The organism is Burkholderia aenigmatica (assembly GCF_048627025.1).
Taxonomy (GTDB): domain Bacteria; phylum Pseudomonadota; class Gammaproteobacteria; order Burkholderiales; family Burkholderiaceae; genus Burkholderia; species Burkholderia aenigmatica.
Window position 1 is genome coordinate 3,020,356 of the sequence record NZ_CP184469.1, and the last position, 25,128, is coordinate 3,045,483.

The window sequence follows — 25,128 nt, forward strand, 5'->3', positions numbered from 1 at the left end:
GCGCACGTGCATGCACAGGATGCGTGGGCCGCGTTTTCCGCTGCCGCAGAACCCTTCCGTCGTGCGTGGCTGAGTGCGCTCGATGCGCCGGGCGACGCGCAGGCGGCCTATCTGTCGCGCTTGCTCGCAGCGAATCGGGACACGGCGTTCGGCGTCGCCCACGGATTTGCCGGTATCGCAGATCCTGCACAATTTCGCGAGCGTGTGCCGGCGACATCCTACTCCGGCATGTATCAATGGATCGATCGTGCACTCCAGCAGTCCGCTCCGATCCTGACCGCGCAAGCACCCCGCTTCTTCGAGCGCACGAGCGGCGGCAGCGAGCAGCAAAAGCTCATTCCCTATACGCCGGCCTTTCTCGAAGAATTGCAGTTCGCGCTGATCGTCTGGCTCTCCGATCTGCATCGCGCCGTGCCCGGCGTCGCGGCCGGGCGCGCGTACTGGTCGATGTCACCTCCACTGCAAGCGCGCGAACGCGCGCCCAACGGCATCATGATCGGATCGGACAGCGATCTCGATTACCTGGCCGACAGCCCGCTCGTCGATCTGCTGCCGACGCTCGTCGCACCATCGCTGTCGGGTGATGGTCGGGCGTGGCGCAACGAAACGTTGCGTGCGCTGATCGCCGCTGATGATCTGGCCTTCATCAGCGTATGGAGCCCGACCTTCCTGACCAGTCTGCTTCGTCCGCTGTTCGACGACGCCGAACCGCAACGCCGCGATACCCTCGCCTTCCTGTTCGATTCGCTGCCGTCGAACCGTACGGCAGCGCTGCGGCGCGCACTCGACGACGGCCACTGCGGCCGGCTGTGGCCACAACTCGCCGCAGTGAGTTGCTGGATGGACGGCCCAAGCAAACACTACGCCGCACATGCCCGCACCTTGTTTCCGCAGGCCGCATGGCTCCCGAAAGGCTTGTTTTCCACCGAGGCGGTGGTCAGCCTGCCGTTCGGCGATACGGCCAGCTGTCCCCTCGCCGTCTGCAGCCACTTCCTGGAGTTCCTGCTCGACGACGGAACCGCGATAGGCGTGGAAGAACTGAAGCCGGGCGATACGGTCGAGGTCGTCGTGACGACCGGAGGCGGCCTGTACCGCTATCGGCTCGGCGATCAGGTCCGTGTGACCGGATATGCGGGACGAACGCCATGCGTGACCTTCGTCGGGCGGGCGGGCACGCAAAGCGATCTGGTCGGTGAAAAGCTGGACGAAGCCTATCTGGCTGCGTCGCTTTCCGAGGTGCTGCAACCGGGCGATGAAGGTTGCGTGATTCCGTGCGCGGACGCGGATCCGCCCCATTACCTGCTGTTGCTTGCAAGCGGTACGCAAGACGTCGCCGCCCTGCGCGATGCGCTGGAACGGGCTCTCGCCCGCGCTTTTCACTACCGGCACGCACGCACGATCGGCCAACTTGGCCCGTTGCGCGCGGTACGCCTACCCGGGGGCGCCGCCCAGCTGGCGGATCTCCTCCAGCGAGCCCACGAGCGTGCAGGCATCCGGGCTGGCGATGTCAAACCCCGCGCACTGGTGGCCAAGCTCGCCGTGGCGGACGCACTCCGCGCATTCATCGAGGACGCGTGCTCATGTTGAACATACCGATCGCATCAACGTGTCCCCCGTGCGACGAATCCGCGCCGGACGCCGATGGCGAAGCCTTCGGCGCGCTCGTCGAGCAATGGTACGTCGCGGGCACCGAAGCCGAGGTCAAGCAGGACAAACCGTTCGGCACGCGCGTACTCGGCCTCGGCATCGTGCTATTCCGGGCGGCCGACGGCGAGATCGTCGCGCTCGTCGATCAATGCGTGCATCGCGGCACCCGGTTGTCGGCCGGGAAAGTCATCGACGGCTGCCTCGTCTGTCCGTATCACGGCTGGCATTACGACCAGCACGGCAGCGTCACCCGAATTCCCAGCATCGACGGCGCAAGCGCCGAACCGACCGGTACGACCTACCCCTATCGTCAGCGCAGGTTGCCGGTGCTGACTCGGCACGGCCTCGTCTGGGTCTATCGCGGGCGAGGCGATCCGGCGCTGAAGCGGCCGTTCGACATGCCGCACCACGGCGAACGGCCGTGGCAGTCGTACTACATGGTCAATACGTTCGATGGCGATCTCGGTGCGCTGGTCGAGAACTTCATGGACGTCCCGCATACGGTGTTCGTGCACGACCGGATCTTTCGCTCATCCACTGGGCGGCGACTACGGGCGACCGTCGAACTGAAGCAGCAGAGCGTCGAGGTCACGTATCACGATGACGGCGACAAGATCGGCATGCTGGACTGGCTGACCAATCCGTCCAGGGAACCGCTTCGGCATACCGATCATTTTTATGCACCGAACGTCACGCGGTGCGACTATCACTGGGGTAGCCGCTCGAGTTTTCTGATCATCAGCCAGATCACGCCGCTCGACACGCGTCGATCGCGTGTCTATACGTACATCGCCTATCGCTTTGCCTTGCCGGCCGCGGTGCTGCGCGCGCTGAAACCGCTGCTGCACCTCTACACGCATTCCGTGATCCAGCAAGACGTGCGAATCATGCGTGCGCACCGCGAGGGACTCGACAACGCCGCAGGCTTCACGCCGTCAAGTGTGCGCGCCGATGTAGTCCACATTGCGATCGGCCGGTTGTTGGCCGCGACGCAGCGTGGCGAGCCGTTGCCCGATGCGCAATGCGGCACGAAGCCAATGGAATTCGTGATCTGAGCGTCACCGGCGCGATCGGGCGAGGCCCGGCCGGCTCGACCGGTGCACCGCCCACGTGCCCCGTATTTCCGTTAGCCTCCCGTCTGGTCCTGGCTCGCGATCAGGCGTGCTCCGCATGCCAGCAAGTCGCCGTCGCATGCGGCGACTTGCCCGTCGAACCGGGCGTGGCCCGACACCGTCGCAATGAAGGTCAGGCCGTGAATCTCGCAAATCGCGGGATCGTGCAAGCGTGCAATCGCGCGCCCGTTGATTCGCGAGTTCGGCGCCCCGGACACAACGCGTCCGCCGTGGCTGTGCACATCGCCTTCGATGATGTATCGCTTTTGACCCATGACGTGTCGATCCGGTCCGTCAGAAATCCCAGCTGAACGTCTGCGGATGCGCCTGCCGCGACGCGACGTCCGGCGGCGTCAGCATGACGATCGTGGCGTGCAGCGGATCCCGCAGGTTGATCAGTGCACTCGTCTTCCCGTCGCCATAACCCATCATCAGCGCCAGCGCGGTCTGGACCCAGATCGAGCTCGTTCCGGTGTCGCCGCCGATACGGCGTTGCATGTCGAATGCATCTTTCGGATCGTCAATATCGACATGCTGCGGGTTGTCGTGCAGCGACTGCACCAGCAACGCGAGATTGGCGGCCGAGGTGCCGGTGTCGTAGAACATCCGTCCCGGTTGCTCGCCGGGCGCAAGCGTACCCACTGCCTGCTGCCAGCCGGCGCGGATCTTTTCGATTCGCTCGCCCTTCTTCAACGGCGCCCCGTGCCCGTTGCTCAGATCGACTCGTACCGGCCGATGCAGATTGGCCAGGACCGGCCATTTGTCGTACTCCTTCAGTTGCCACGTCGTCCACGGAATCGGCACCCACGGGTTCGGCTTGAAGCCGTCCGGCATCTTCAGTGACGCGGTCTTCCAGAACTCGGGGAGCTTCGCCTGCCAGTAGCCCACCGGCATCTCTTTTTCACCCTTTTTCCAGTAGGCTTTCTGTAGCTGCCAGAAATAGTTCCACAGCTTGATCACGTCATATCGGGTCTGGGTGTTGTCGATTGCCTCTGGTGCGTCCACCACATATGGACGAATCAGTCGATCAACGCGATCCTTTCTCGTCACGAGCAACGCAACGTAACTGTCCGGATTCTTTGGTACGAAGTTTCCATCTTTTGTAGACAAACCCAGGTAATCGGCGCCCGGAGTACCCAAATAGGATCGCGTGTTGATTCCATCCTCAACCAGCAACATTACTGCCGGCAAGTCCGGCTCGCGGTCAAAAATATCAAACGCTCTAGAGATTACGTCGTCCCCGTGCGCAGTATGTATTTCATCAAGTCGCGTATAAAGGGTATTACCAATCCCCGCCCCGTTATCCGCACTACTGATGTGGGTTGCCATCCGGTCCGCATCCGGATCACTCTCGTTTCGCGGCGGCCCGGCCACTATCACGGGAATCGGCCAATAATCGACCCATCCGCGCAACGTATAGCCGAAAACGTTGTTCTCTCGCTTATGTCCCGCAAAGCTTCGATCACTACTCGACCACGGATATTGTTTGGGATCTTGCAGGAGCAACGTTCCATTGGCCCCTGCCTCGTCCAGCCGCATCAATAGCGCACGCTGGCGAAACCGGTCAACGGCGACGCCAAAGCGTCGTATCTCCAATGTGAACCGTGCGTCCCGGGATCCGTCCCCGGCAGCGACAGCTTCATTTGCGCTGGAGGGCCGAGCAGCAGCCGTCGTGTCTCGAGGCGGCGAGTCTCTACGCAACGAGGCACCATAGGCGATACTGACGCCTACCGCCAACAATAGCGGCGGCAAGATCAACAGCGACAAGCGTCGATACATTGCAATATTCCCTCCCAAAAATCCCTCCCTTCCAACAACAAATTCAAAGACTGCAATCCATAAGAGAGTCAGGATTGCGAGCGCAAGCAAAAATACTCGTGAAGCTGGTGGTCGTGTGACGTTTGTCGTAATCATGGCGCATTAATTTATCAATGTCCCGATCGTGCTTCTTTAGCACCTTCACTATTTCGATCTTTCCTGGTTTCACTGACCACACCATCAGGAAAATCCTTGGGCACGATATCATTTTCCGGGAAAACTCCGCTTTCGTAATAGCTGCAATTGGCTTTTACTATGTCTGACGTTACGGAGTCGAGCTTTTTTCCGAGTTTTCTCTCGGCTTTTGTTATATCACTCTCCGGAAGTCTCCAATCAGCAATAGCCCGCAGGAGTTTTGCCCAGTCCGGATCGTCCAGCACACGCGCCTGGCCTACCGACACATCGAACGCGGTCGCGCAGCGGTGATTTCTACGACCGCTCATGACCGCCGAGTGATATGAGCTGTCTCCCCGATGCTTATTCATCAGCCGAACCTTGGCTTCGTTGAGCGTCTCCTGCCGATAGACGACGATGTGCCCGGGCGACGGCGGTACAGTCGACACGACCCGGCCTACCTTGCACTGATCGTCGGGATCCTTGCCCGCATTCAACGACGCTTCGACCTCGGCGGAGGTCGGCAGCGTCCCGTCCTCGCTCGTTGGCCAGTCGATGGTTTGTGCGGGCAATGGCTGCAACGCACCTTCGCCACTGTTCGTGCTCAAGGCAATTTCCGCTTCGAGCTGGTCAATGGCTTGTTTGCCGGGCGCATGCTCGCCAGCATTATTTTCCGAGAGCGGCGTTGCCTCCGTTCCAGCTAGCACATTGCCTTCCATTTCGGGATCGAATGGTGGCGTCAATGCTTCGCCGTTGATATTGCGCTCGGTTCCGACGGTGGTCTGTGTCGACTTCACCCAATTCGTGAAGCCGCCCGGTAAGCCATGGGATGTCTCGCCCTTTTCTCGCATCGTAAAGTTTCCGGGCGGCGTACCAACCTGAACCGGCTTGCCCTGCCGCAGACGCCGGGTAAAGATACGCTGCCGGAAAGCCGCCGACAGCAAATTGATTTTCTCAGGCTTGCTTCCCCGCTGCGACGCACGCACGTTGATTGAGTCGGGCAAGCCGGAACAACCCATGCCATTGACGCCGCGCAGACCGACGGTCGCATCCTCCGGGCTAAAGTACATATACACTTTGCCGCGATTGTCGCGCTCGGCGAACACGACGCATTCGTTGCCTTGCAACCCGCTCAGGCGCGTCGCCTGCGCGGGATCCCACGTTGGGCCGACGATGCCAAAATTGTCCCGTCCTGGCTCGTACTTCAATTGATCGAGTGGCGGCGTCGGATATTTGCCGCTCGCCACATGCTGCGCAAGGTTGGCCAGCGTTTTCGCACGGGCGTAGGTCGTTTGCTGCTGATCGCCACGTTGCAGCAGCCGATCCATGAACTCCTCGCTCAGGCTGTACGGCGAGTCGATCAGGACCAGCGTGTCGGCAGGACGGTCAGCCGGGCCACATTGGTTTGGAATCAGCCCCTCGACGAGATAGGCCTGAGCGAGCAGCGATATCAGCGTGCCCTGGCTATGCGCAATGATGTTGACGGTCCCGTCCGGATCGATAAGGCGGATTTGCCTGACCAGTGCCGCGAGGCGCCGCGCCGCCAGCACCATGTAATGGCGATTTTCCGCTTCGCGAAGCGGGTGTGTCGGGTCGCCCTGCATCCGGTCGAGAATCTTCGTCGTCATTCCCCCTTTGAAATTCGAGTCGAACATGTCGGGGATGTTGTTGGTCGCATTGGCAAAGAATCCGCCGTTGCGCGCGCGATGCTCGTCAAGGCGGTTGCCGAACCGATCAACGTACTGGCCGTTGACCTTCTCCTGATTCGGGTCGCGCGGTAAGTCCTCCTTCCCGACACGCAGCCCCCAATAAAACGGAATCAACGGGCTTTTCGTATCCTCGCCTTCCTGCCGACGATAGATGACGTCATCCATGTTCTTCATCATGTCGGCAACGCTCACCATGCTCGCGTCGTTCGCCATCCGGCCGTGCGAGTATTCGGCGCCCTTGAAATCGGTGCGACCGAGGCGGTCGTTCAATCCCTCGCACAGCCCGCCTTCGACCGTGCCGAAATCCGTTCCAAGGTCATTCACGCCATGGATCAGGATCGTCGTGCATGGAAAGCGATTTTGTACGTCGGTATTGACGCACGCATCCTGCGGCCGGTTGCAATTGAGAATCGCCTGACGTTCGCCGACGATCCGGGGCGACGAGGTTGTGGTATCGGACATGATCGCCTGCCTTAAACGTCGAAAACCTGAATGTGTGCAATGTGCATCGCGTCGCTCGATGCCAGCTCCGTCAACCCGTGTGCATCCGAGACCCCGTTGATGATCTGGCCATTGCGCAGCGTGATCTTGTACGGGCGATTCGGTACGGGATGCGTACCGTCGTCACCATCGGTGCCGGGATACCGCAAGCGGAACTTCTGATCGGCACCGCCGCGATTGAAGGCCGGTGGCGCAACGTGGTCCGTGTTCGGGCCGACGAAATCATGTCCCGCCGTGTGCGCGGTGAACGCACCGTCGGAACCGACCTCGACGCCGCCGCCGACTTTCACGTAGCTGCCGTCTTCCGCGACGAGTCGGATCGACTTGCCCGAGATCAAAACCTCGTCCCCGACGGACATGATCCGCACCCCCTTCTGGGCAGTCGCCGAAAGCGTGTCCTGTTGCGCCTGCAGGATTACCGGGCCTTCGCCGGCAACCGCACGTACACCTTCGCCGCGGCCGAACAGATGCATGCCTTGGCCGGCCGTCGCGATCATGCGCTGGCCACTCACGCATTGGAGGTTCTGCTGGGCAATCTGGTCAATATTCTCGCCGGCATACATGACGTGAGTCTTTGGCGTGATATTGACCGAACCCGCCTTTGCGCCGAATGCCATCAGTGCGTGGGAGTCTCCAGCGCCAGCATCCGATGCGTTAGCGTCCCCTGGACGACCGTCCCCCGGCGCCCATCCCTTGAAAGCGCTGACAACGGCTTGCTGCCCAGCGGCATCGGTCGCAGTGCCGCCGTGCTGTCCGGCATAATCGCCTAACGCCTTGAATAGCTCTGCGCACTCGCCGAGCAACTGGACAAGTTCCTCGCGATCAAGTTGTCCGCCGCTCGCCTGCGTACGCGCATAAGTGGTCAGCAGCATCCCCTGCGCCGCGCGTAACGCCGCTGCCGCGTCCGTGCGCAATTCGGCGCCTTCGCCACGGTCTTTGCCTTGTCCGTTGTCGCGTGGCTGCGTCAAATAGCCTAGATTCAACTGACTATGTGCATGCTCAGACGCAAGTTGCGCGCTGATTTGCTGTGGCGTGTCGTCAAGACGAAGCTGGTTGTAGCGCCGCCCCTTGACTTCCTTCGTCTTGATACCGGAGAGATAGCGATTGCCAGGCAGACTGCCCGTATGAGTGAAACTCGCCGGCAAGTTCGCGCCATTTGCCAGCACCCCGATGATGACGAGCCGGTCGGGATCCCCGCCGAGACTCCCAAGCAGGACTTCAGTGCCCACTCGAGGCAGGAACGTCTCGCCGAAATTCGGCCCGGCCAGACTCGATGCCACGCGGATCGGTGCGCTGTCACTCTCGTTGCCGTTCGTTCCAGCACCCTGCGCATGCGCGTGATCGCTGGAATCCTGGCCGAGAATCTGCACGAACACGCAGCCGTTCTCATCGCAACTCACTTCCTCTCCGTCGGCCCCGACCACGCGCCCGGTAATCAGCGGCGTCGGCGGAAGATCGGTCTTCGGATCGTAGAGCGGTGTGAGCGGCGTGCCGCGCGGCACGCACGAAAACGCATTCTCGTAGCGCGTGTCCTGTCCGGACGGGTCACCACCGATCATCGTTCGGGGCCGTTGAAGCGTATGGCTAGCGGCAAACAGCGTCTGCGCGCGCTCGGTCAACTCTTTAGGCAGATTGTTCCAGACCTCGTGGTGCAGCGATGTAATCACGAATTGCCGCTTGTCGGAAGGGAACGTGCCCCACTCGTCATCGCCGGCGATCGTGATCCATGATCCCACTGCAAGGTCGCGAATGCCGCTTACGCCGTCGTATCGAACCGCCTGCGCTTCGTGAGCCAGAATGCGGTCCTCTGTCATCCGCTCGTGGTCTGCCCACGAATCCGCCATATGCGGGACGTCGATCAAGACGTCCGTCAGCAATTTCGCGAGATCGTTACCCGATTCGCCTTGATCGATCTTCGTCGAAGCGCTCGATTGGTCCATACGGGCATAGCGGTAGTCCCACGAAGGGCGAGTCGATTCTCCCGATATCAACTGCTGGCGCATCGTCAGAGCAGTGATGGTGTCGCGCTGTTCCGTTCCTGCATCTCGCGGATGGACGCGCACCGTACCCGCGGTGGACTCGCTCAGTTTTTGCGGGTCATCGCAGAACACCAAGGTATGCACGGGAGGATCGCCGTCCTTCGTCTCGCCGCTTGCCCGTCCAGCGCGCACGAACATCGTGATGCCGTCGCGACGTGCGATCCGGGAGATGAAGTGAGCGTCGGATTCGTTAACCTGGCGTACGAAGGATCGACTTGGATAGCGGGATCTGTCCAGTTGGGTCAGGTCGAACTCAAACGCCTGCGCGAGGGCCACGCTACGCTGTCGCCATTCGCTCAGGACGACCCCAAGTACATCGACAACGCTCACGTTACGGAAGATGCGGGAATTGGTGCGCTGTTGCAGCAGGTTCACCGCGTCGGTGACAGTGAACTGGTAAACGGTCAGTTCCCCGTCGGTCCGACCGATCTGTACCGCGCTGACAATTGCATTGATGACATGCACTTGGCCGCGATCCGTGACGATACCGAGTGAAACCGGCGCGCCAATGAAAAGCTTCGGCGGCAGATCGCCCTGTTGCGAAATGCAGGTCAGATAACCGTTGATGCCGGTCATCATGCTTTCGTGGATGCTCGCATGCTGCAGCGCGATTTTCGACTCCAGCGCTCGCTGTGCCTTGCCCCAGTTCAGTACGACGGGCCGCCGATTCGCATCGATTCCCGATACGAAATTGCGAAACGACTCTCGGATATTCACGACGGCCTCTCAGTTTTAATTCGTTATAAGCCGACGGATGTTGCTGTTCTATATAGCCGGCGACTGCGCGCGAGTTTATCAAAATGTCACAAAGAAATAAAAAACGATCCAGGCCGATTAGCAATTTTTCACGTTATTCGACGAAGGACACTAACCCTCAGCCGCGCCATCGGGCCGTTACGGAGTAAGCCCCGAACGTCTGCTGTCTCTTGAAAACCCTACGGGTCTGCCCCGCGCGAAACCGGCATCGGTTCCTGATCGCGCGCTCCTGCCGTCCATCCAACCCCAATAAATCCCCTTGACGATCTATCTTTCGATATATATCTTTAGATATGTTTTACGACATATAGGACACGATCATGCGACACAACCCTTCCCGCGGCCATGCCCGATGCGACGGTCATGGTGCGCATGCCGGCCCTGACTGGTTCGCCGGTCTCTGGTCCGCGATCGGCCGCCACCGTCGCGGCCACGATTCGTTCGGTGGCGGCCCGTTCGGCGGCCGTGGCGGGCGCGGCGGCTTTGGCGATTTCGGCGACGACGGCATGCCGCGCGGCCGCCAGTTCAGCTCCGACGATCTCCAACTGCTGTTGCTCGCGCTGGTCGCCGAGCAACCGAGCCACGGCTACGAGCTGATCAAGGCGCTCGACACGCGTTCGAACGGTTTCTACAGCCCGAGCCCCGGCATGGTGTACCCGGCGCTCACGTATCTCGAAGAAGTCGGCTTCGTCGCGTCGCAGGCGGAAGGCAACCGCAAGCGCTACGCGCTGACCGACGCCGGCCGCGCGCATCTCGACGCCCAGCGCGAACGGGTCGACACGCTGTTCGCGCGCCTCACGCACCTCGCACGCAAGATGGAGTTCATGCGCCGCGCGTTCGCCGGGGAATCGGCGGGCAATGAAGCGCAGGACGAAGCGCAAGCAGGCTGGCTGCCGGAGTTCGTCGAGGCGCGCCTCGCCCTCAAGCGCGCGCTGCTGCACAAGAGCGCCGCCGACGCCACCGAACAGCGGCGCATCGCGGCCATCATGCGCCGCGCGACGGCCGAAATCGAAGGCGGCACCGGCGCGTAAGCCGCGCCGCCCCGTCAAAACCTAAGGAGAACGGATTGATGCAGAACACATCCGACCGCACCGTGACCCGCGTGCGCCACACCCTCAAGTTCCGCTCGCTGCAGGTCCTGCGCGTGCACACCGTGACGCCGCACCTGCTGCGCGTCACGCTCGGCGGCCCCGATCTCGCGGATTTCGAATCCGCGTCGTTCGACGATCACGTGAAAGTATTTTTCCCGCCGCCCGGTGCTGAACGGCCCGTGCTGCCGACGCTCGGCGAGAACGGTCCCGAGTTTCCGGAAGGCGAACCGAAGCCGGTCGCGCGCGACTTCACGCCGCGCCGCTTCGACCGCGCCACCTGCGAACTCGATCTGGAATTCGTGCTGAACCATCCGGGCCCCGCGTCGCAGTGGGCCGCGCAGGCACGCGTCGGCCAATGGCTCGGCATCGGCGGCCCGCGCGGTTCGTTCGTCATCCCGACCGGTTTCGACTGGCACCTGCTGATCGGCGACGATACGGCGCTGCCGGCGGTCGCACGGCGTCTCGAGGAATTGCCGGCCGGTGCGCGCGTGGCCGTCGTGATGGAAGTCGCGGATCGCACCGCGCAGATCGCGTTCGACACGCGCGCCGACGTGCATGAAATCTGGCGCTTTCGCGCCGAAGCCGACGCGGCGGACGGCGACGCGCTGCTGAATGCCGTGCGCGACCTGCCGCTGCCGCCGTCCGGCGACGGCTACGTCTGGGCGGCCGGCGAAGCGCTGTCGATGCGCGCGGTACGCCAGCACCTGACCGGCGAGCGCGGCGTCGACAAGTCGCGCATCCGTGCGGCGGCGTACTGGAAGCGCGGCGCGGCGGCCGTGCACGAAACGCTGGAAGACTGAGGAGGGATCCGGGTACCCGACAAAGGGGTACCCGGTTGAAATCGAACGGCCGATGTCACAATCGTCGCGTCGGCGCACCAGCGGGCTTGGCACCGCTATCGTGGCTGGTATATATCTGTGTGTGCGACGCCGCTGTCGGGCGACAGCCGCCGCAGCCCGCCCAGGAGCGCCCGGTCATGACAAAAGATAGCCACGCTTCGCCGTTCCTTCGCAACCTGAAGATCGCCGGCTATTGCGGCCTTGCCGCGGTGGTACTCGCGCTGTTCGTCGCGATGTGCGCGATCCTGAAGGAAAGCGCGCTGGACCGCGACTCCGCGCAACACCCGGCCGATACGCCGGAACTGCACGATGCGGGCGGCGGCCCGTCCGCATCGGCCGAATCGGCCAAGACACCCGGCTGACGGCGTCCTGCCCGATCGCCTGCCGCTTACGGCGCGTGCCGGCGGCCCATCACGACTGCATGCACCGAATCGCCGAGCCGTTCGAGCAGCGCGGTCACGCGTTGCCCGTACAGGTGCGCGGCCAGCGCGCCGGCCGTGCCGACCAGCACGCCGCCGGCCATGTCGAACGGCCAGTGCACGCCCGCATAGATACGCCCCCATGCAATCGCCGCGGCCATCGCGGCCATCACGAACCCGGTGAGCCGGGTCGTGCCGCCCAGCATCAGCCCGGCCGCCATGCTCCACGCGAACGTCATGTGATCGCTCGGAAACGAGCTGTCCGGCGCGTGCGGAATCAGTTGCGTGCCGACGCCGGCCATGAACGGGCGCGGCGAGAACCAGAAATGCCCGATGACCTGCGCAAGCGCGAGCGCCACGCACACGCCGACACCGGCTTCGATCGCCTGGCGCCGCGTCGGGCGCGCACCGAAGATCCAGGTCAGCAGCAGCATCGCGGGCAACGCATAGACGAGCCAGTCGGCGGCGAAGATGGCGAGGCGGGCAACGCCCGGTTGCGGCGCAACCCCGGCGTTGATGGCGGAAAAGAGGGTGAGATTGAGGGTCTGCATGAATCCGGTTGCGTGGGGCGTAAAAAATCGGCCGGTTTCCCGGCCTGATACGAACGATGCTAAGGCGCACCCGCTTAAGCAATGCTTAATACGGACGCCGCACGCGATGAAGCCCGCTGCGGCGAACGCACTTAGAGCCTGCACTGCAGCACAAGTTCACACATTTGTCACATTTCCGCGCGACCGTCTCCCGAAAAGGCTCACCCGGCATCCCGTAAAGACTCACCTTTTTCACATCGCGGCGTCATCGACGCGTGCGAACATCGGGACGCCGGGTGCCATCCATGCCGTTTGCATCATTCATCTCAATATTTACGTCGCGAATTCTTCGAAATCGGCAACAATTAATTCCAAATGCGGCATCGCACAACGGCAACGCACAGGCATAGGATTACGAGCTTACGAGCACTCATCCACGAAGCGATCAACAACAAGGAGTCCGCATGAAACCCAGCGATGTCCGATCGAAAGCGTTTGCGATGCCGTTGACCAGCCCTGCCTTCCCGATGGGCCCATACCGTTTCGTCGATCGTGAGTTCCTGATCATCACGTATCGCACCGATCCGGACCGTCTCCGCGAAATCGTCCCCGAGCCGCTGCAGATCACCGAGCCGCTCGTGCATTACGAATTCATCCGCATGGCCGATTCGACCGGCTTCGGCGACTACACCGAAAGCGGCCAGGTGATTCCCGTCGAATACAACGGCCAGCCGGGCGGCTACACGCTCGCGATGTATCTCGACGATCACCCGCCGATCGCCGGCGGCCGCGAACTGTGGGGCTTCCCGAAGAAGCTCGCGTCGCCCACGCTGCACGTCAACACCGACCACATCCTCGGCACGCTCGACTACGGCAAGGTGCGCGTCGCCACCGGCACGATGGGCTACAAGCACAAGGAACTCGACATCGACGAGCAGACGAAGCGTCTCGCCGGTCCCAATTTCCTGCTGAAGATCATTCCGCACGTCGACGGCACCGCGCGCGTCTGCGAACTGGTGCGCTATTACATGCAGGACATCAAGATGAAGGGCGCGTGGACGGGCCCCGCATCGCTCGAGCTGGCGCCGCACGCGCTCGCGCCCGTGGCCGACCTGCCCGTGCTCGAAATCGTCGAAGCCCGCCACCTGGTCGCAGATTTGACACTGGGCCTTGGCGAAGTCGTCTACGATTACCTGGCTCAGTAACACGTCCGCAGTCCTTTCTCCCTGTCAATCCTTTCACCACGGGAATTCGAACATGAGCAACCTGAATGGCAAGACCGCAGTCGTCACGGGCGCCGCGAGCGGCATCGGCAAGGAAATCGCACTCGAGCTCGCGAAGGCGGGCGCGGCGGTCGCGATCGCCGACCTGAACCAGGACGGCGCAAATGCGGTCGCCGACGAGATCAACAAGGCAGGTGGCAAGGCGATCGGCGTCGCGATGGACGTGACGAACGAGGAAGCCGTGAACAGCGGGATCGACAAGGTAGCCGAAGCGTTCGGCTCGATCGACATCCTCGTGTCGAACGCGGGCATCCAGATCGTCAACCCGATCGAGAACTACTCGTTCTCCGACTGGAAGAAGATGCAGGCGATCCACGTCGACGGCGCGTTCCTGACGACCAAGGCTGCGCTCAAGCACATGTACAAGGACGATCGCGGCGGTGTCGTGATCTACATGGGTTCGGTGCACTCGCACGAAGCGTCGCCGCTGAAGTCGGCCTACGTGACGGCCAAGCACGGCCTGCTCGGCCTGGCCCGCGTGCTGGCGAAGGAAGGTGCGAAGCACAACGTGCGCTCGCACGTCGTGTGTCCGGGCTTCGTGCGCACGCCGCTGGTCGACAAGCAGATTCCGGAGCAGGCGAAGGAGCTCGGCATCAGCGAAGAGGAAGTGATCAAGAAGGTGATGCTCGGCAACACGGTCGATGGCGTGTTCACGACGGTGCAGGACGTCGCGCAGACGGTGCTGTTCCTGTCGGCCTTCCCGAGCGCCGCGCTCACGGGCCAGTCGTTCATCGTCAGCCACGGCTGGTTCATGCAGTAACGTCCCCGCCTCCCGACAGGGAGGCGATTCCCGCATCACCGCCTATTCTCACTACTCACGATGGCGTGCCGTCCGTCGACGTCACGTCATCCGTTTCCGCCATCCATGGCGGGATTTCTCGGAGAACTGATGAAACCGCACGCCCGAACAGAAAAACAGGCTGTCGATGCGGCAGACCTGCATCACGAAGCCGGCGCACCGGCCGCCGCGCGCACGCTGCCGTACGAGACGATCGCGCTCGTCCTGCAAGGCGGCGGCGCGCTCGGCGCGTACCAGGCCGGCGTGTTCGAAGGGCTGCACGAGGCGGGCGTTCCGCTCGACTGGATCGCGGGCATCTCGATCGGCGCGCTCAACACCGCGCTGATCGCGGGCAATGCGCCCGAGCATCGCGTCGAGCGGCTGCGCGAGTTCTGGGAAACGATCTGCAAGCCGGCGTTTTTCCCGACGGTTCCGGCCGCATTCGAATTCGCGCTGTTCAACAGCATCGACCAGATCCGCACGTTCTTCACCGCATCGCAGGCCGCGAGCGCGATGATGCAGGGCCAGCAGGGCTTCTTCGTGCCGCGCTTTCCGCCACCGGTACCGGGCGTGTCCGATCATCCGGAAAAGATCAGCTGGTACGACACGTCGCAACTGCGCGCGACGCTGCTGAAGCTGTGCGATTTCGACCGGATCAACTCGGGCGAGACGCGCGTGTCGGTCGGCGCGGTCAACGTCGGCACCGGCAACTTCGTGTACTTCGACAACACGCGCACCCGCCTCGCGCCCGAGCACTTCATGGCGTCCGGCGCGCTGCCGCCCGCGTTCCCGCCGGTCGAGATCGAAGGCGAGTACTACTGGGACGGCGGCGTCGTGTCGAACACGCCGCTGATGGAAGTGCTGCGTGCTCGGCCGCGCCGCGACACGCTCGCGTTCCAGGTCGATCTGTGGAGCGCGCGCGGGCCGCTGCCGCGCTCGATGGCCGATGTCGCCGAACGCACGAAGGACGTGCAGTATTCGAGCCGCACGCGTTTCGTCACCGACACGCTGCAGCGCGAACAGCGCTACCGCAACGTGCTGCGCCACGTACTCGACCAGGTGCCGGAAGAGCAGCGCAAGGCCGATCCGTGGTGTGTCGAGGCCGATGCGATGTCGTGCAGCAAGAAGTACAACATCCAGCACCTGATCTACCAGCAGAAGGCGTACGAGCATCACTACAAGGACTATCAGTTCGGTCTGTCGACGATGCGCGACCACTGGTCCGCGGGTCTCGACGACATCCGCAAGACGCTCGCAGTCAAGGACGGCCTCGCGCTGCCCAACAACGACTCGGGCTTCGTGACGCACGACATTCACCGCAAGCGGTAATGCCGTGCGCGACGGATCGGCGCGATGCATGCGCCGGTCCGTCCTCTTCTCCGATTCGACATGCCGATTTTTATCGCACTCTTCGCGCTCATCGCTGCCGGATGGGGCGCGGTTCACCTGTTTCACGTCATCGCCGCGCAATTCGGCCAGCCGGTCGCGATCGCGGCCGCCGTGCTCGCCGCCGCAATCCTGATCGCACTGATCGCCTGGTGGATCAAGCGCCGCCGCGACATCGCTCCGAACACGAAGGAAGAAGGCTGGACCCATGTCGTGCATCGCGCGTGGGGCGAGCTGCGCGTATCTGCGACGCAAGGGCTGCTGTGGCTGTCGCACGACGGCGCGGACGGCCGCTATACGCTGTCGCAGCTCGACGGCTGCCAGGCCGCGCCGATCGGCGGCCGCTGGCATCTCGTCGTGCACGTGCGCGATGCCGTGCGCAGCGAATGGAAACTGCCGATGATGGACAAGCGCGATGCGCAACGCTGGGCGCGCGTGCTGACGCTCGCGAAGGACAACCGGCTTTGATACGGTGCGCGGCGCGTGCGCCGGTGCGCCCAGCACGACCCGCCGCGCCGGCTGTCCCGCATTCCACGCGCTATCGCGCCTTCAGCGCCCACAACGCATCGAGCACGTGCTGCGTCGCACGCTCGACCGGTCCCGCCCGATGGGCAATCCCCAGTTCCCGCCACAACGCCGGACGCAACGGCCGCATGACGATGCGTGCATCGGGTAGCGGAGCGCCGGCCTCGTGCGGCAGCAGCGTCGCGCCGTAACCCGCGGCGACCAGGCTCTTGATCGCATCGTTGTAGTTGAGTTCGATCCGCGGCTCGGGCCGATGGCCGCCGAGTGCGAACCATTCCGTCGTGAGCCGTGACAGGCGCGTGGTCGCGTCGTTGAGAATCAGCGGGCGGGCGGCCAGATAGCCGGGCGTCACGCGCGCCGGAAGCGGCCAGTCCGCCGGCAGAAAAGCCATCACCGGATCGCGCCGCCACGCACGGATCGACAGCCCCGCGACCGCCGTCTGCGGCAGCGCCACCAACCCGACATCGAGCGTGCCCTGCGCAATGCGCGCCAGCGTATCGTGCGACGTGAGCACCGCGATCTGGACATCGATGTCCGGATGCTGCTCGCGCAACCGGGCTACCGCCTGCGGCAACAGGTGCGCGATCGCCCCGGTCGATGCGCCGAGACGCACGCGTCCGGTCAGCCCCTGCACCTGCCGCTGCACATCGTCCAGCGTCGCTTCGACCTCGGCCAGCAGGCGGCGCGCGCGCTCCACCAGCACCTCACCGATGACCGACGGCCGCACGTTTCCGCGCGTGCGGGACAGCAACGGCGCGCCGACGCGGCTTTCCAGTTCGGCAACATGAAGACTGACGGTCGGCGGCGCGAGATGAAGCACCTGCGCCGCGGCGACGAAGGACCCTTGGTCCGCGATGGCGACCAGCGTACGCAGACGGTCGAGGCTGATCTCCCGCATCCTTCCCCCTTTCGTTCAGAAAAGCTGAATCTGGCAGTCAGTAAATTCAACTTTTCCTATTCTAGGCGTTCGATGGACGATACGGTTTTACTGCCGACCGAACGCAAGGAGTGCGACCATCATGAGCGACCCGACTGTCTACATCGACGGCGATCAAGGCACGACCGGATTGCTGATCCACGAGCGCCTGCGCGGGCGCACCGACTTGCGGCTCGTCACGCTGCCGGATGCCGAGCGCAAGGATCCCGTGCGGCGCGCCGAAGCGATCAACGCAGCCGACATCGCGATCCTGTGCCTGCCCGACGCGGCCGCGCGCGAAGCGGTCGGCTTCATCCGCAATCCGGCGGTGCGCGTGATCGACGCGAGTTCGGCCCATCGCACGCAGCCGGATTGGGTCTACGGCTTTCCCGAGATGGCCGACGGGCATGCGCAGACGATTGCACACGCGCGGCGCGTCACCAATCCGGGCTGCTACCCGACCGGCGCGATCGCCTTGCTGCGGCCGCTGCAACAGGCCGGCCTGCTGCCGCGCGACTATCCGGTGAGCATCCACGCCGTCTCCGGCTACTCGGGCGGCGGGCGGGCGGCCGTCGACGCCTTCGAATCGGCAGACGCTTCGCACGCGAAGCCGCTACAGGTCTACGGCCTCGCACTCGCGCACAAGCATGCGCCCGAGATCCAGCTGCATGCCGGTCTGGCGCACCGCCCGTTGTTCGTGCCGGCGTACGGTGCCTATCGGCAAGGCATCGTGCTCACCATACCGGTCGAGTTGCGCCTGCTCCCGGCCGGCGTGACCGGTGAGCAGTTGCATGCGTGTCTCACGCACCATTACGCCGGTGCGCGTCATGTCGACGTCATGCCGCTCGCGGAAACGCAAGCGCTCACGCATCTCGATCCGCAAGCGCTGAACGGCACCAACGACCTGCGGCTCGGCGTGTTCGTCAATGCCGAACACGGCCAGGTGCTGCTGTCCGCCGTGTTCGACAATCTCGGCAAAGGGGCATCCGGCGCGGCCGTGCAGAATCTCGACCTGATGCTTGGCGCGGTGGGGGCGGCGAAAGCGGCGTAAGCCGCGTGCGGGCACCATCGTCGGCCGGCCCGGCACATCACGGCCGCCGATGCGTCGGTGCCTGCTGCACGCCACCGGCTCGCGACACGATTGCGAGCCGGAAACGGGTGCCTGCCGATGTTCGGCACATCCCCCCGTAAAAGCTCACCTTTCGCCGATTTCAGGCGCTCTCGTCACCCGCTGCGGCATTCAAGCCGGCCAGCGTCTCCGCCAGAAAATCCACGCAGACGCGCACTTTCGCCGATGCCGCGACGCGTTCCGGATACACGGCCCAGATGTTCGCGGGCTGGATTGCGTCCGGCAGCACACGACACAGCGCACCGCGTTCGATCAGCGGCCCGGCTTCCCAGATCGAGCGCAACACGATGCCGCGCCCGGCCAGCGCCCATTGCACGGCCACCTCGCCATGGTTCGTCGACAGCGTCCCGCCGACCTTCACCGTTGCGGTTTCGCCGCGCACGTTCAGCCGCCACACGCCGAACGGGTGATCGCGCTCCTTGATGGCAAGACAGTCGTGCGACGCGAGATCCGCGAGCGAGCGCGGTGACCCGCGCCGTGCGAGATAGTCGGGCGACGCACACAGCACGCGGTAGTTCGCGGCGAGGCGGCGCGCGATCAGGTGATCGGCGATCTCGTCGCCGATGCGCACGTCGAGGTCGTAGCCTTCGCCCGCGACATCGACGAGCCGGTCGAACAGATCGAGCCGCACGTTCAACTGCGGATAGCGCACAGTGAAGTCGAGCAGCGCCGGCGCGACGATATGCCGGCCGAAGCCGAAGCTGCTCGAGATGCGCAGCGTGCCGCGCGGCACCGTGCGCGTGGTCGACACGTCCTCGACCAGATGATCGACGTCGTCGAGAATCTTCTCGGCGCGCGCGTACACGCGTTCTCCGGCTTCCGTGACCGTCACGCGGCGCGTCGAGCGATGCAGCAGGCGCGTGCCCAACTGCGCCTCGAGCAACGCGATGCGCTTGCTGACATAGGCGGGCGACACCGCGAGCTGCTCGGCGGCCGCACTGAAGCTGGTCAGGCGGACGACCAGGCTGAACACGCGCAGGTCGTCGAGATTCGGCGATTTATTCACGATTCGTGGAAAGTCGATTAACCTTTCGCGCGATTTTAATCCGGATGGAAATAAATAGAATGGCGCCATGATCCGCTGCGCGTCACGCCGGCAGCGGCCCGACCCACGATGAAGGAGGAGCACTCGCATGAACGACAGGACTTACCGGATCGCCGTCATTCCCGGGGACGGCATCGGCCGTGAAGTGATGCCCGAGGGCCTGCGCGCGCTCGATGCCGTGACCGCACGCTTCGGCGTGCGCTTCGACTTCGTCGAGATCGACTGGGCGAGCTGCGACTACTACGCGCAGCACGGCAAGATGATGCCGGACAACTGGAAGGCACAGTTGTCGGGCATGGACGCGATCCTGTTCGGCGCAGTCGGCTGGCCCGCAACCGTGCCCGATCACATTTCGCTGTGGGGCTCGCTGCTGAAATTTCGCCGCGAGTTCGACCAGTACATCAACCTGCGGCCCGCGCGCCTGTTCGACGGCGTGCCGTCGCCGCTCGCCGGCCGCCGCGCGGGCGACATCGACTTCATGATCGTGCGCGAGAACACCGAGGGCGAGTATTCGTCGGTCGGCGGCACGATGTTCGAAGGCACCGATCGCGAGATCGTGATGCAGCAGTCGATCTTCACGCGTCACGGCACCGAGCGCGTGCTGAAATTCGCGTTCGAACTTGCGCAGCGGCGCGCGAAGCGCCTCACCGTCGCGACGAAGAGCAACGGCATCGCGATCAGCATGCCGTGGTGGGACGCGCGCACGGCCGAGATGGCGGAACGCTATCCCGACATCGCCGTCGACAAGCAGCACATCGACATCCTGTGTGCACGCTTCGTGCTGCAGCCGGACCGCTTCGACGTCGTCGTTGCGTCGAACCTGTTCGGCGACATCCTGTCGGACCTCGGGCCGGCGTGTACGGGCACGATCGGTATCGCGCCGTCGGCGAACCTGAACCCCGACCGCACATTTCCGTCGCTGTTCGAACCCGTGCACGGCTCCGCGCCCGACATCGCGGGGCAGTTCATCGCGAACCCGGTCGCGATGATCTGGTCGGCGGCCTTGATGCTCGACTTCCTCGGCAACGGCGCGGGCCGCGAACGCGAAGCGCACGATGCGATCGTCGCCGCAATCGAGGACGTGTTGCGCACGGGGCCGCATACGCGCGATCTCGGCGGCAACGCGGGAACGCAGGAAGTGGGCGAAGCGATCGCCGCGCGGATCGCGGGCTGACGATCACGCCCGGCGTGATCGCACGCGCCGGGCGGCGACTGCACGAGTCGGCGTGCGGTGAGCAACGCGCAATGCGTTTGCGCACTCGTAGGGATTCCGATTCGTGCGCGATGAAGTCGAGCGGTGAGCAACGTCACGCCGCAATGCGCACGGTTCGCACTGTCCGTTGCCGGCACGAACGCGATCGGTGAGTTGCACGTCATGCGCGTACACACCGATCGCCAAATCACTCCCGACCCTGTGCAATGTTCGATCGGTGAGATGCATCACGCGGTGAAGCACACCGTTGCATGCCAATACGCGCTTCACACGCTGGCGACGTGTGCGACCTGTCCGCGTTGCCCGGGACGATGCCGCGTCGAACGGCTTGAAGCACACAGTCCGACGCGACATTTCACCTCGTCCCGAAAAATCTCACCTTCAGCGCATCGACTCCCGAATTTCCTCACCCTTGAAACCCGATGATGCCTGCGCCGATCCGTCGAGTCGACGCGCTCGTCACAGCCCGAGATCGGACAACCCCGGATGATCGTCCGGACGACGGCCGAGCGGCCAGCGATAGAGACGATCTTGCTCGCGGATCGGCAGGTCGTTGATGCTCGCGTGGCGATGCGCCATCAGGCCGTTTTCGTCGAATTCCCAGTTTTCGTTGCCGTATGAACGAAACCAGTTGCCGGCGTCGTCGTGCCACTCGTATGCGAAGCGCACCGCGATGCGATTGCCGCCGAATGCCCACAGCTCCTTGATCAGCCGGTAGTCGAGCTCGCGCGTCCACTTGCGCTGCAGCAGCCCGACGATCTCGTCGCGGCCGGTCACGAATTCCGCACGGTTGCGCCATCGGCTTTGCGGCGTATAGGCGAGCGACACGCGCTGCGGGTCGCGCGTGTTCCACGCGTCCTCGGCGGCGCGCACCTTCTGGCGCGCCGTTTCGAGCGTGAACGGCGGAACGGGCGGACGGACTTCGGGGGAAGCGGACATGGGGTGCTCCAGTTCAGGTGATGGCCACGGACGCCCGCGGCCGGTTCGGATTCGCGGCTTCGACTACCGTGACACCGCGTCGAGCAGCAGTTCGGCCGTTGCGCGCGCATCGCGCGCGGCGCTCGCATCGCCGGACACGAGCGCCACGCCGATCGCGCCGTCGATCAGCACGAGCCACTGGCGCGCCAGGCGCGCGAGTCCGCGACGCTCGAGGCCCGTTTCGTCGGCATACGCATCGAGCCGCTCACGCACGAATGCCAGCAGGCGTGCCTTGTGTGCACGCGCGACGACACGCACGGGATCGTCGGCATCGGCAATCTCGCCCGACGCGTTCAGGAACGCACAGCCATGAAAGTCGGGCTGTCCGAACCAATCGCGCAGCACGTCGAACATGCCGAGCAACTGCACGCGCGGCGCCTTGCCGCGCGCCAGCGTTGCATCGACGAACCAGCGCATCCAGCGCTCGTCGCGACGTTCGAGCGCGGCCACGACCAGCGCTTCTTTCGATTCGAAATGCGAATAAAAGCTCTTTCGTGCCGCGCCGGATCGCTTGACGATCGCATCGACGCCCGTCGCATGGATGCCGCCCGAATAGATCAACGCTTCGGCCGCATCGAGCAGGCGGTCGCGAACGCCCGGTTCGCCGGAGGGGTCGTGAGGTGTGTTCATTGGTTTACGGTAGAACGATCGTTCTCCATCGTCAACACCCGCATGCAAAAGCCCTGTCGACGAGAGGGCTGAATCGCTTCATGGCTGTGCGCCGCGGCCCGCCGCGTTTACGACATTTTTTCTTGAAGCGGAGGCGCGACGCTCACTACACTTCGGTCACCCTGTCTGGGCGAAAGGACATCATGCAGCGACCGGAAACCGCGCGCCCCGCGCGTGCCTATGCGGCTTATGCCAAGCGGCTCGATGGCCGCGTCGTCGTGCGGCGCTTCGATCCGCGCAACGATTCGTACGACACGTTGACCGCGCTGCTGCATCGCGCCTTCGCACCGCTCGGTGCGTTGGGTTTCAACTGCCCGTGCGTCGATCAGCCGGCCTCGGCGACGCGCGAACGCGTGCTCACCGGCGAGTGCTTCGTCGCGCTCGGCAATGCGCACCTGGTCGCGACGATGACGATGCGTTCGCACGATCCCGATTCCCGCTGCGATCCGTACCGCAGCCGGCACGTCGCAACGCTCGGCCAACTGGCCGTCGATCCCGTCTGGCAGGATCGCGGCATCGGCCGTGCGCTGCTCGCATTCGCGCAACGGCGGGCCGCCGCGCGCGGCGCGACGCACCTCGCACTCGACGCGCCATACGCGGCGATCCGGCTCATCGATTTCTATCGCCGCGAAGGATTTCAACCGATCGACGTGATGCGCTTTCCGGGACACAACTACGACAGCACGATCCTGTGCAAATCCGTCAGCATCGCGGACAGTCGCATCGTGGCCGGCGATACGACGCAGATCGAGGTCGCGCGGCACGTCGGGGCGGCGTCATGAAACACGATATGCCGAAGCGCGAAGGCGGCGACGATCACACCCCACTCACCGTCCGGCAGGCACGCGTGCGCGCGGCGCTGCGGCTGCGCGGGGTGTTGAAGCTGACGATTCTCACGATCGCGGTCGCGCAAGCGCTGGCATTCGCGTTCGAAAGCCTGCTCGTCATGACCGGTTTCGCGCCCGATGCCGCGACGGTGCTGCTGTTCCGCTTCGTGACGTGCGCGCTCGTCAGCTTCTGGCTGCAGGCGGACGCGTTGCGCGCGTATCAATACGCGGCGCAACACGGGTTCGTCACGGCTCCCGGCGCGCACGGCGACCCGGTCGACGTTGCGCCGCAGTGCCCGAAGCGCTGGCTCGTGGTGTTGAGTCTTCAGCTCGACCCGCGAGGGTTGAATGGTGAACGGATCAAGTAGCGGTCTGCGCACCGCTCGATGTCGATTGATGTCGATCGCCCCGCGCATGAGTGAGTCGCAATGCGGCGTGAAGGCTCACGGTTGATGGCGCGGTCGGCACGGCATCGCACAGGGCGCGTAACGAACGATCACGCGGCAAGCCAAGAGGGAAGTGCTCGGAAGAGGGGAGCAGGTGCCGAACGGCGGGATGGCGGGATGGCGGGAAGCGACGCAACTGTCGACAGGTGAAGTGAACGTGCGATTGCAGGTCACCGATGTGCGTTCGCGCCGCGATTCGGCGCGCAAACACAGCTCCCGAATAATCTCACCTTGAGCCGAGATTCGCGCGTTTCATCTGGAAAACACAGACGTAAAACAAAAACGGGGCAGGCGGCGAACTCGCCACACTGCCCCTGCGGCGCTCAGGCCGTCCAGTCGAGAATCACCTTGCCGCTTTCGCCAGACAACATCGCGGCGAAGCCCTTCTCGTAATCATCAGCCGCAAAGCGATGCGTGATGATCGGCGACAGGTCGAGGCCGCTCTGCAGCATCGCGACCATCTTGTACCAGGTCTCGAACATCTCTCGGCCGTAGATGCCCTTGATCTCGAGCCCCTTGAAGATCACCTGGTTCCAGTCGATCGCCGTCTGCGCGGGCGGAATGCCGAGCAGCGCGACCTTGCCGCCGTGGTTCATCGCCTCGAGCATGCTCGTGAACGCGCTCGGCACGCCGGACATTTCGAGGCCGACGTCGAAGCCTTCGGTCATGTGCAGGTCGGACATCACGTCGCGCAGCGACTCGCGTGCGACGTTGACCGCGCGCGTCGCGCCCATCTTGCGTGCGAGCTCGAGCCGGTAGTCGTTGATGTCGGTGATCACGACGTTGCGCGCGCCGACGTGCTTCGCGATCGCGACGGCCATGATGCCGATCGGGCCTGCGCCGGTGATCAGCACGTCTTCGCCGACGAGGTTGAACGACAGCGCCGTGTGCGTCGCGTTGCCGAACGGATCGAAGATCGACGCGAGATCGTCGGAGATCTCCGGCGGAATCTTGAATGCGTTGAACGCCGGAATCGCCAGATACTCGGCGAACGCGCCTTCGCGGTTCACGCCGACGCCGACCGTGTTGCGGCACAGATGCCGGCGCCCCGCGCGACAGTTGCGGCAGAAGCCGCACGTGATGTGGCCTTCGCCGGACACGCGATCGCCGATCGCAAAGCCGCGCACTTCCTGCCCCATCTCGACGATCTCGCCGACATATTCGTGACCGACGTGCATCGGCACGGGAATCGTCTTCTGCGCCCAGTCGTCCCACTTCCAGATATGGATGTCGGTGCCGCAGATCGCCGTGCGGCGGATCTTGATCAGCACGTCGTTGTGGCCGACTTCGGGACGCTTCACGCGCGTGAGCGTGAGGCCGGGGCCACGTTCGAGCTTTGCCAGTGCTTTCATGATCGC

At 63.9% G+C, this 25,128-nt stretch carries 23 protein-coding genes; 13 read left to right on the top strand and 10 right to left on the bottom strand.

Going from position 1 to position 25,128, the window contains the following annotated elements; genetic code table 11:
• The first annotated feature begins 6 nt into the window (after window positions 1-6).
• The gene (locus ACN8ZM_RS30660; RefSeq protein ID WP_420211665.1) at window positions 7-1,587 is read left to right on the top strand and encodes a GH3 family domain-containing protein; all 1,581 of its coding nucleotides are present in this window, start codon (window positions 7-9) and stop codon (window positions 1,585-1,587) included.
• Entirely contained in the window at window positions 1,581-2,702 is a 1,122-nt protein-coding gene (locus tag ACN8ZM_RS30665) for an aromatic ring-hydroxylating oxygenase subunit alpha (protein WP_043186200.1), read from the top strand. The genes ACN8ZM_RS30660 and ACN8ZM_RS30665 overlap by 7 nt, the downstream gene beginning before the upstream one ends.
• A 71-nt stretch (window positions 2,703-2,773) precedes the next feature.
• On the opposite strand, the gene ACN8ZM_RS30670 is transcribed toward ACN8ZM_RS30665, so the two are convergent.
• The 4 genes from ACN8ZM_RS30670 to ACN8ZM_RS30685 are packed head-to-tail and all read right to left on the bottom strand — an operon-like array spanning window position 2,774 to window position 9,657.
• On the bottom strand, window positions 2,774-3,034 hold the full coding sequence (locus tag ACN8ZM_RS30670; RefSeq protein ID WP_027790130.1) for a PAAR domain-containing protein: 261 nt from the start codon (window positions 3,032-3,034) through the stop codon (window positions 2,774-2,776).
• 19 nt (window positions 3,035-3,053) lie between these two features.
• On the bottom strand, window positions 3,054-4,628 hold the full coding sequence (locus tag ACN8ZM_RS30675; protein ID WP_420211666.1) for a type VI lipase adapter Tla3 domain-containing protein: 1,575 nt from the start codon (window positions 4,626-4,628) through the stop codon (window positions 3,054-3,056).
• A gap of 59 nt (window positions 4,629-4,687) precedes the next feature.
• Window positions 4,688-6,862 (bottom strand): T6SS effector phospholipase Tle3 domain-containing protein, encoded by a 2,175-nt coding sequence (locus tag ACN8ZM_RS30680; protein WP_420211667.1) that lies wholly within the window; start codon window positions 6,860-6,862, stop codon window positions 4,688-4,690.
• An 11-nt stretch (window positions 6,863-6,873) separates the two neighbouring features.
• Window positions 6,874-9,657 carry a type VI secretion system Vgr family protein gene (locus tag ACN8ZM_RS30685; RefSeq protein ID WP_420211668.1) on the bottom strand — a complete coding sequence of 928 codons (2,784 nt, stop codon included), beginning with the start codon at window positions 9,655-9,657 and terminating at the stop codon, window positions 6,874-6,876.
• 359 nt (window positions 9,658-10,016) lie between these two features.
• Between ACN8ZM_RS30685 and ACN8ZM_RS30690 the strand changes: the two genes are divergently transcribed.
• The 3 genes from ACN8ZM_RS30690 to ACN8ZM_RS30700 all read left to right on the top strand — a co-directional run bounded on the left by ACN8ZM_RS30690 (window position 10,017) and on the right by ACN8ZM_RS30700 (window position 11,988).
• On the top strand, window positions 10,017-10,727 hold the full coding sequence (locus tag ACN8ZM_RS30690; RefSeq protein ID WP_420211669.1) for a PadR family transcriptional regulator: 711 nt from the start codon (window positions 10,017-10,019) through the stop codon (window positions 10,725-10,727).
• Window positions 10,728-10,765: 38 nt separating this feature from the next.
• On the top strand, window positions 10,766-11,587 hold the full coding sequence (locus tag ACN8ZM_RS30695) for a siderophore-interacting protein (protein WP_420211670.1): 822 nt from the start codon (window positions 10,766-10,768) through the stop codon (window positions 11,585-11,587).
• 176 nt (window positions 11,588-11,763) lie between these two features.
• Window positions 11,764-11,988, top strand: a complete 225-nt coding sequence (locus tag ACN8ZM_RS30700; protein ID WP_420211671.1) for a hypothetical protein — start codon at window positions 11,764-11,766, stop codon at window positions 11,986-11,988.
• 26 nt (window positions 11,989-12,014) lie between these two features.
• On the opposite strand, the gene ACN8ZM_RS30705 is transcribed toward ACN8ZM_RS30700, so the two are convergent.
• Window positions 12,015-12,596 (bottom strand): undecaprenyl-diphosphatase, encoded by a 582-nt coding sequence (locus tag ACN8ZM_RS30705; protein WP_089451530.1) that lies wholly within the window; start codon window positions 12,594-12,596, stop codon window positions 12,015-12,017.
• A gap of 443 nt (window positions 12,597-13,039) precedes the next feature.
• Between ACN8ZM_RS30705 and ACN8ZM_RS30710 the strand changes: the two genes are divergently transcribed.
• The 4 genes from ACN8ZM_RS30710 to ACN8ZM_RS30725 all read left to right on the top strand — a co-directional run bounded on the left by ACN8ZM_RS30710 (window position 13,040) and on the right by ACN8ZM_RS30725 (window position 16,490).
• The gene (locus ACN8ZM_RS30710; protein ID WP_043186208.1) at window positions 13,040-13,780 is read left to right on the top strand and encodes an acetoacetate decarboxylase; all 741 of its coding nucleotides are present in this window, start codon (window positions 13,040-13,042) and stop codon (window positions 13,778-13,780) included.
• A 52-nt stretch (window positions 13,781-13,832) separates the two neighbouring features.
• Window positions 13,833-14,618 (top strand): 3-hydroxybutyrate dehydrogenase, encoded by a 786-nt coding sequence (locus tag ACN8ZM_RS30715; RefSeq protein ID WP_205821121.1) that lies wholly within the window; start codon window positions 13,833-13,835, stop codon window positions 14,616-14,618.
• Window positions 14,619-14,747: 129 nt separating this feature from the next.
• The gene (locus ACN8ZM_RS30720) at window positions 14,748-15,965 is read left to right on the top strand and encodes a patatin-like phospholipase family protein (protein WP_043186213.1); all 1,218 of its coding nucleotides are present in this window, start codon (window positions 14,748-14,750) and stop codon (window positions 15,963-15,965) included.
• A 60-nt stretch (window positions 15,966-16,025) separates the two neighbouring features.
• Window positions 16,026-16,490, top strand: coding sequence for a hypothetical protein (locus tag ACN8ZM_RS30725; RefSeq protein ID WP_043186497.1), 465 nt, complete (start codon window positions 16,026-16,028; stop codon window positions 16,488-16,490).
• Between the two features lie 70 nt (window positions 16,491-16,560).
• On the opposite strand, the gene ACN8ZM_RS30730 is transcribed toward ACN8ZM_RS30725, so the two are convergent.
• The gene (locus tag ACN8ZM_RS30730) at window positions 16,561-17,445 is read right to left on the bottom strand and encodes a LysR family transcriptional regulator (RefSeq protein WP_043186217.1); all 885 of its coding nucleotides are present in this window, start codon (window positions 17,443-17,445) and stop codon (window positions 16,561-16,563) included.
• A gap of 121 nt (window positions 17,446-17,566) precedes the next feature.
• Between ACN8ZM_RS30730 and argC the strand changes: the two genes are divergently transcribed.
• Window positions 17,567-18,514, top strand: coding sequence for an N-acetyl-gamma-glutamyl-phosphate reductase (gene argC, locus ACN8ZM_RS30735; RefSeq protein ID WP_420211672.1), 948 nt, complete (start codon window positions 17,567-17,569; stop codon window positions 18,512-18,514).
• Between the two features lie 160 nt (window positions 18,515-18,674).
• Here the strand turns inward: argC and ACN8ZM_RS30740 are convergent, their stop codons facing one another.
• A complete protein-coding gene (locus ACN8ZM_RS30740) occupies window positions 18,675-19,598 on the bottom strand; it encodes a LysR substrate-binding domain-containing protein (RefSeq protein WP_301768336.1) in 924 nt (307 codons plus the stop codon).
• A 127-nt stretch (window positions 19,599-19,725) separates the two neighbouring features.
• On the opposite strand from ACN8ZM_RS30740, the gene ACN8ZM_RS30745 reads away from it, so the two are divergent.
• Window positions 19,726-20,811, top strand: a complete 1,086-nt coding sequence (locus ACN8ZM_RS30745; RefSeq protein ID WP_420211673.1) for a tartrate dehydrogenase — start codon at window positions 19,726-19,728, stop codon at window positions 20,809-20,811.
• A gap of 498 nt (window positions 20,812-21,309) precedes the next feature.
• Here the strand turns inward: ACN8ZM_RS30745 and ACN8ZM_RS30750 are convergent, their stop codons facing one another.
• Both ACN8ZM_RS30750 and ACN8ZM_RS30755 read right to left on the bottom strand, forming a co-directional pair.
• On the bottom strand, window positions 21,310-21,789 hold the full coding sequence (locus tag ACN8ZM_RS30750; protein WP_175023566.1) for a DUF1348 family protein: 480 nt from the start codon (window positions 21,787-21,789) through the stop codon (window positions 21,310-21,312).
• 63 nt (window positions 21,790-21,852) lie between these two features.
• Window positions 21,853-22,458: a TetR/AcrR family transcriptional regulator gene (locus ACN8ZM_RS30755; protein WP_420211674.1), complete on the bottom strand. Its 606-nt coding sequence runs from the start codon at window positions 22,456-22,458 to the stop codon at window positions 21,853-21,855.
• Window positions 22,459-22,640: 182 nt separating this feature from the next.
• Between ACN8ZM_RS30755 and ACN8ZM_RS30760 the strand changes: the two genes are divergently transcribed.
• Both ACN8ZM_RS30760 and ACN8ZM_RS30765 read left to right on the top strand, forming a co-directional pair.
• Window positions 22,641-23,279 carry a GNAT family N-acetyltransferase gene (locus tag ACN8ZM_RS30760; RefSeq protein ID WP_420211675.1) on the top strand — a complete coding sequence of 213 codons (639 nt, stop codon included), beginning with the start codon at window positions 22,641-22,643 and terminating at the stop codon, window positions 23,277-23,279.
• Window positions 23,276-23,692 carry a hypothetical protein gene (locus ACN8ZM_RS30765; protein WP_420211676.1) on the top strand — a complete coding sequence of 139 codons (417 nt, stop codon included), beginning with the start codon at window positions 23,276-23,278 and terminating at the stop codon, window positions 23,690-23,692. Before ACN8ZM_RS30760 ends, ACN8ZM_RS30765 begins: the two co-directional genes overlap by 4 nt.
• 401 nt (window positions 23,693-24,093) lie before the next feature.
• On the opposite strand, the gene tdh is transcribed toward ACN8ZM_RS30765, so the two are convergent.
• Complete coding sequence (gene tdh / locus ACN8ZM_RS30770; protein WP_011356765.1) at window positions 24,094-25,122, bottom strand: L-threonine 3-dehydrogenase; 1,029 nt, start codon at window positions 25,120-25,122, stop codon at window positions 24,094-24,096.
• Between the last annotated feature and the right edge of the window lie 6 nt (window positions 25,123-25,128).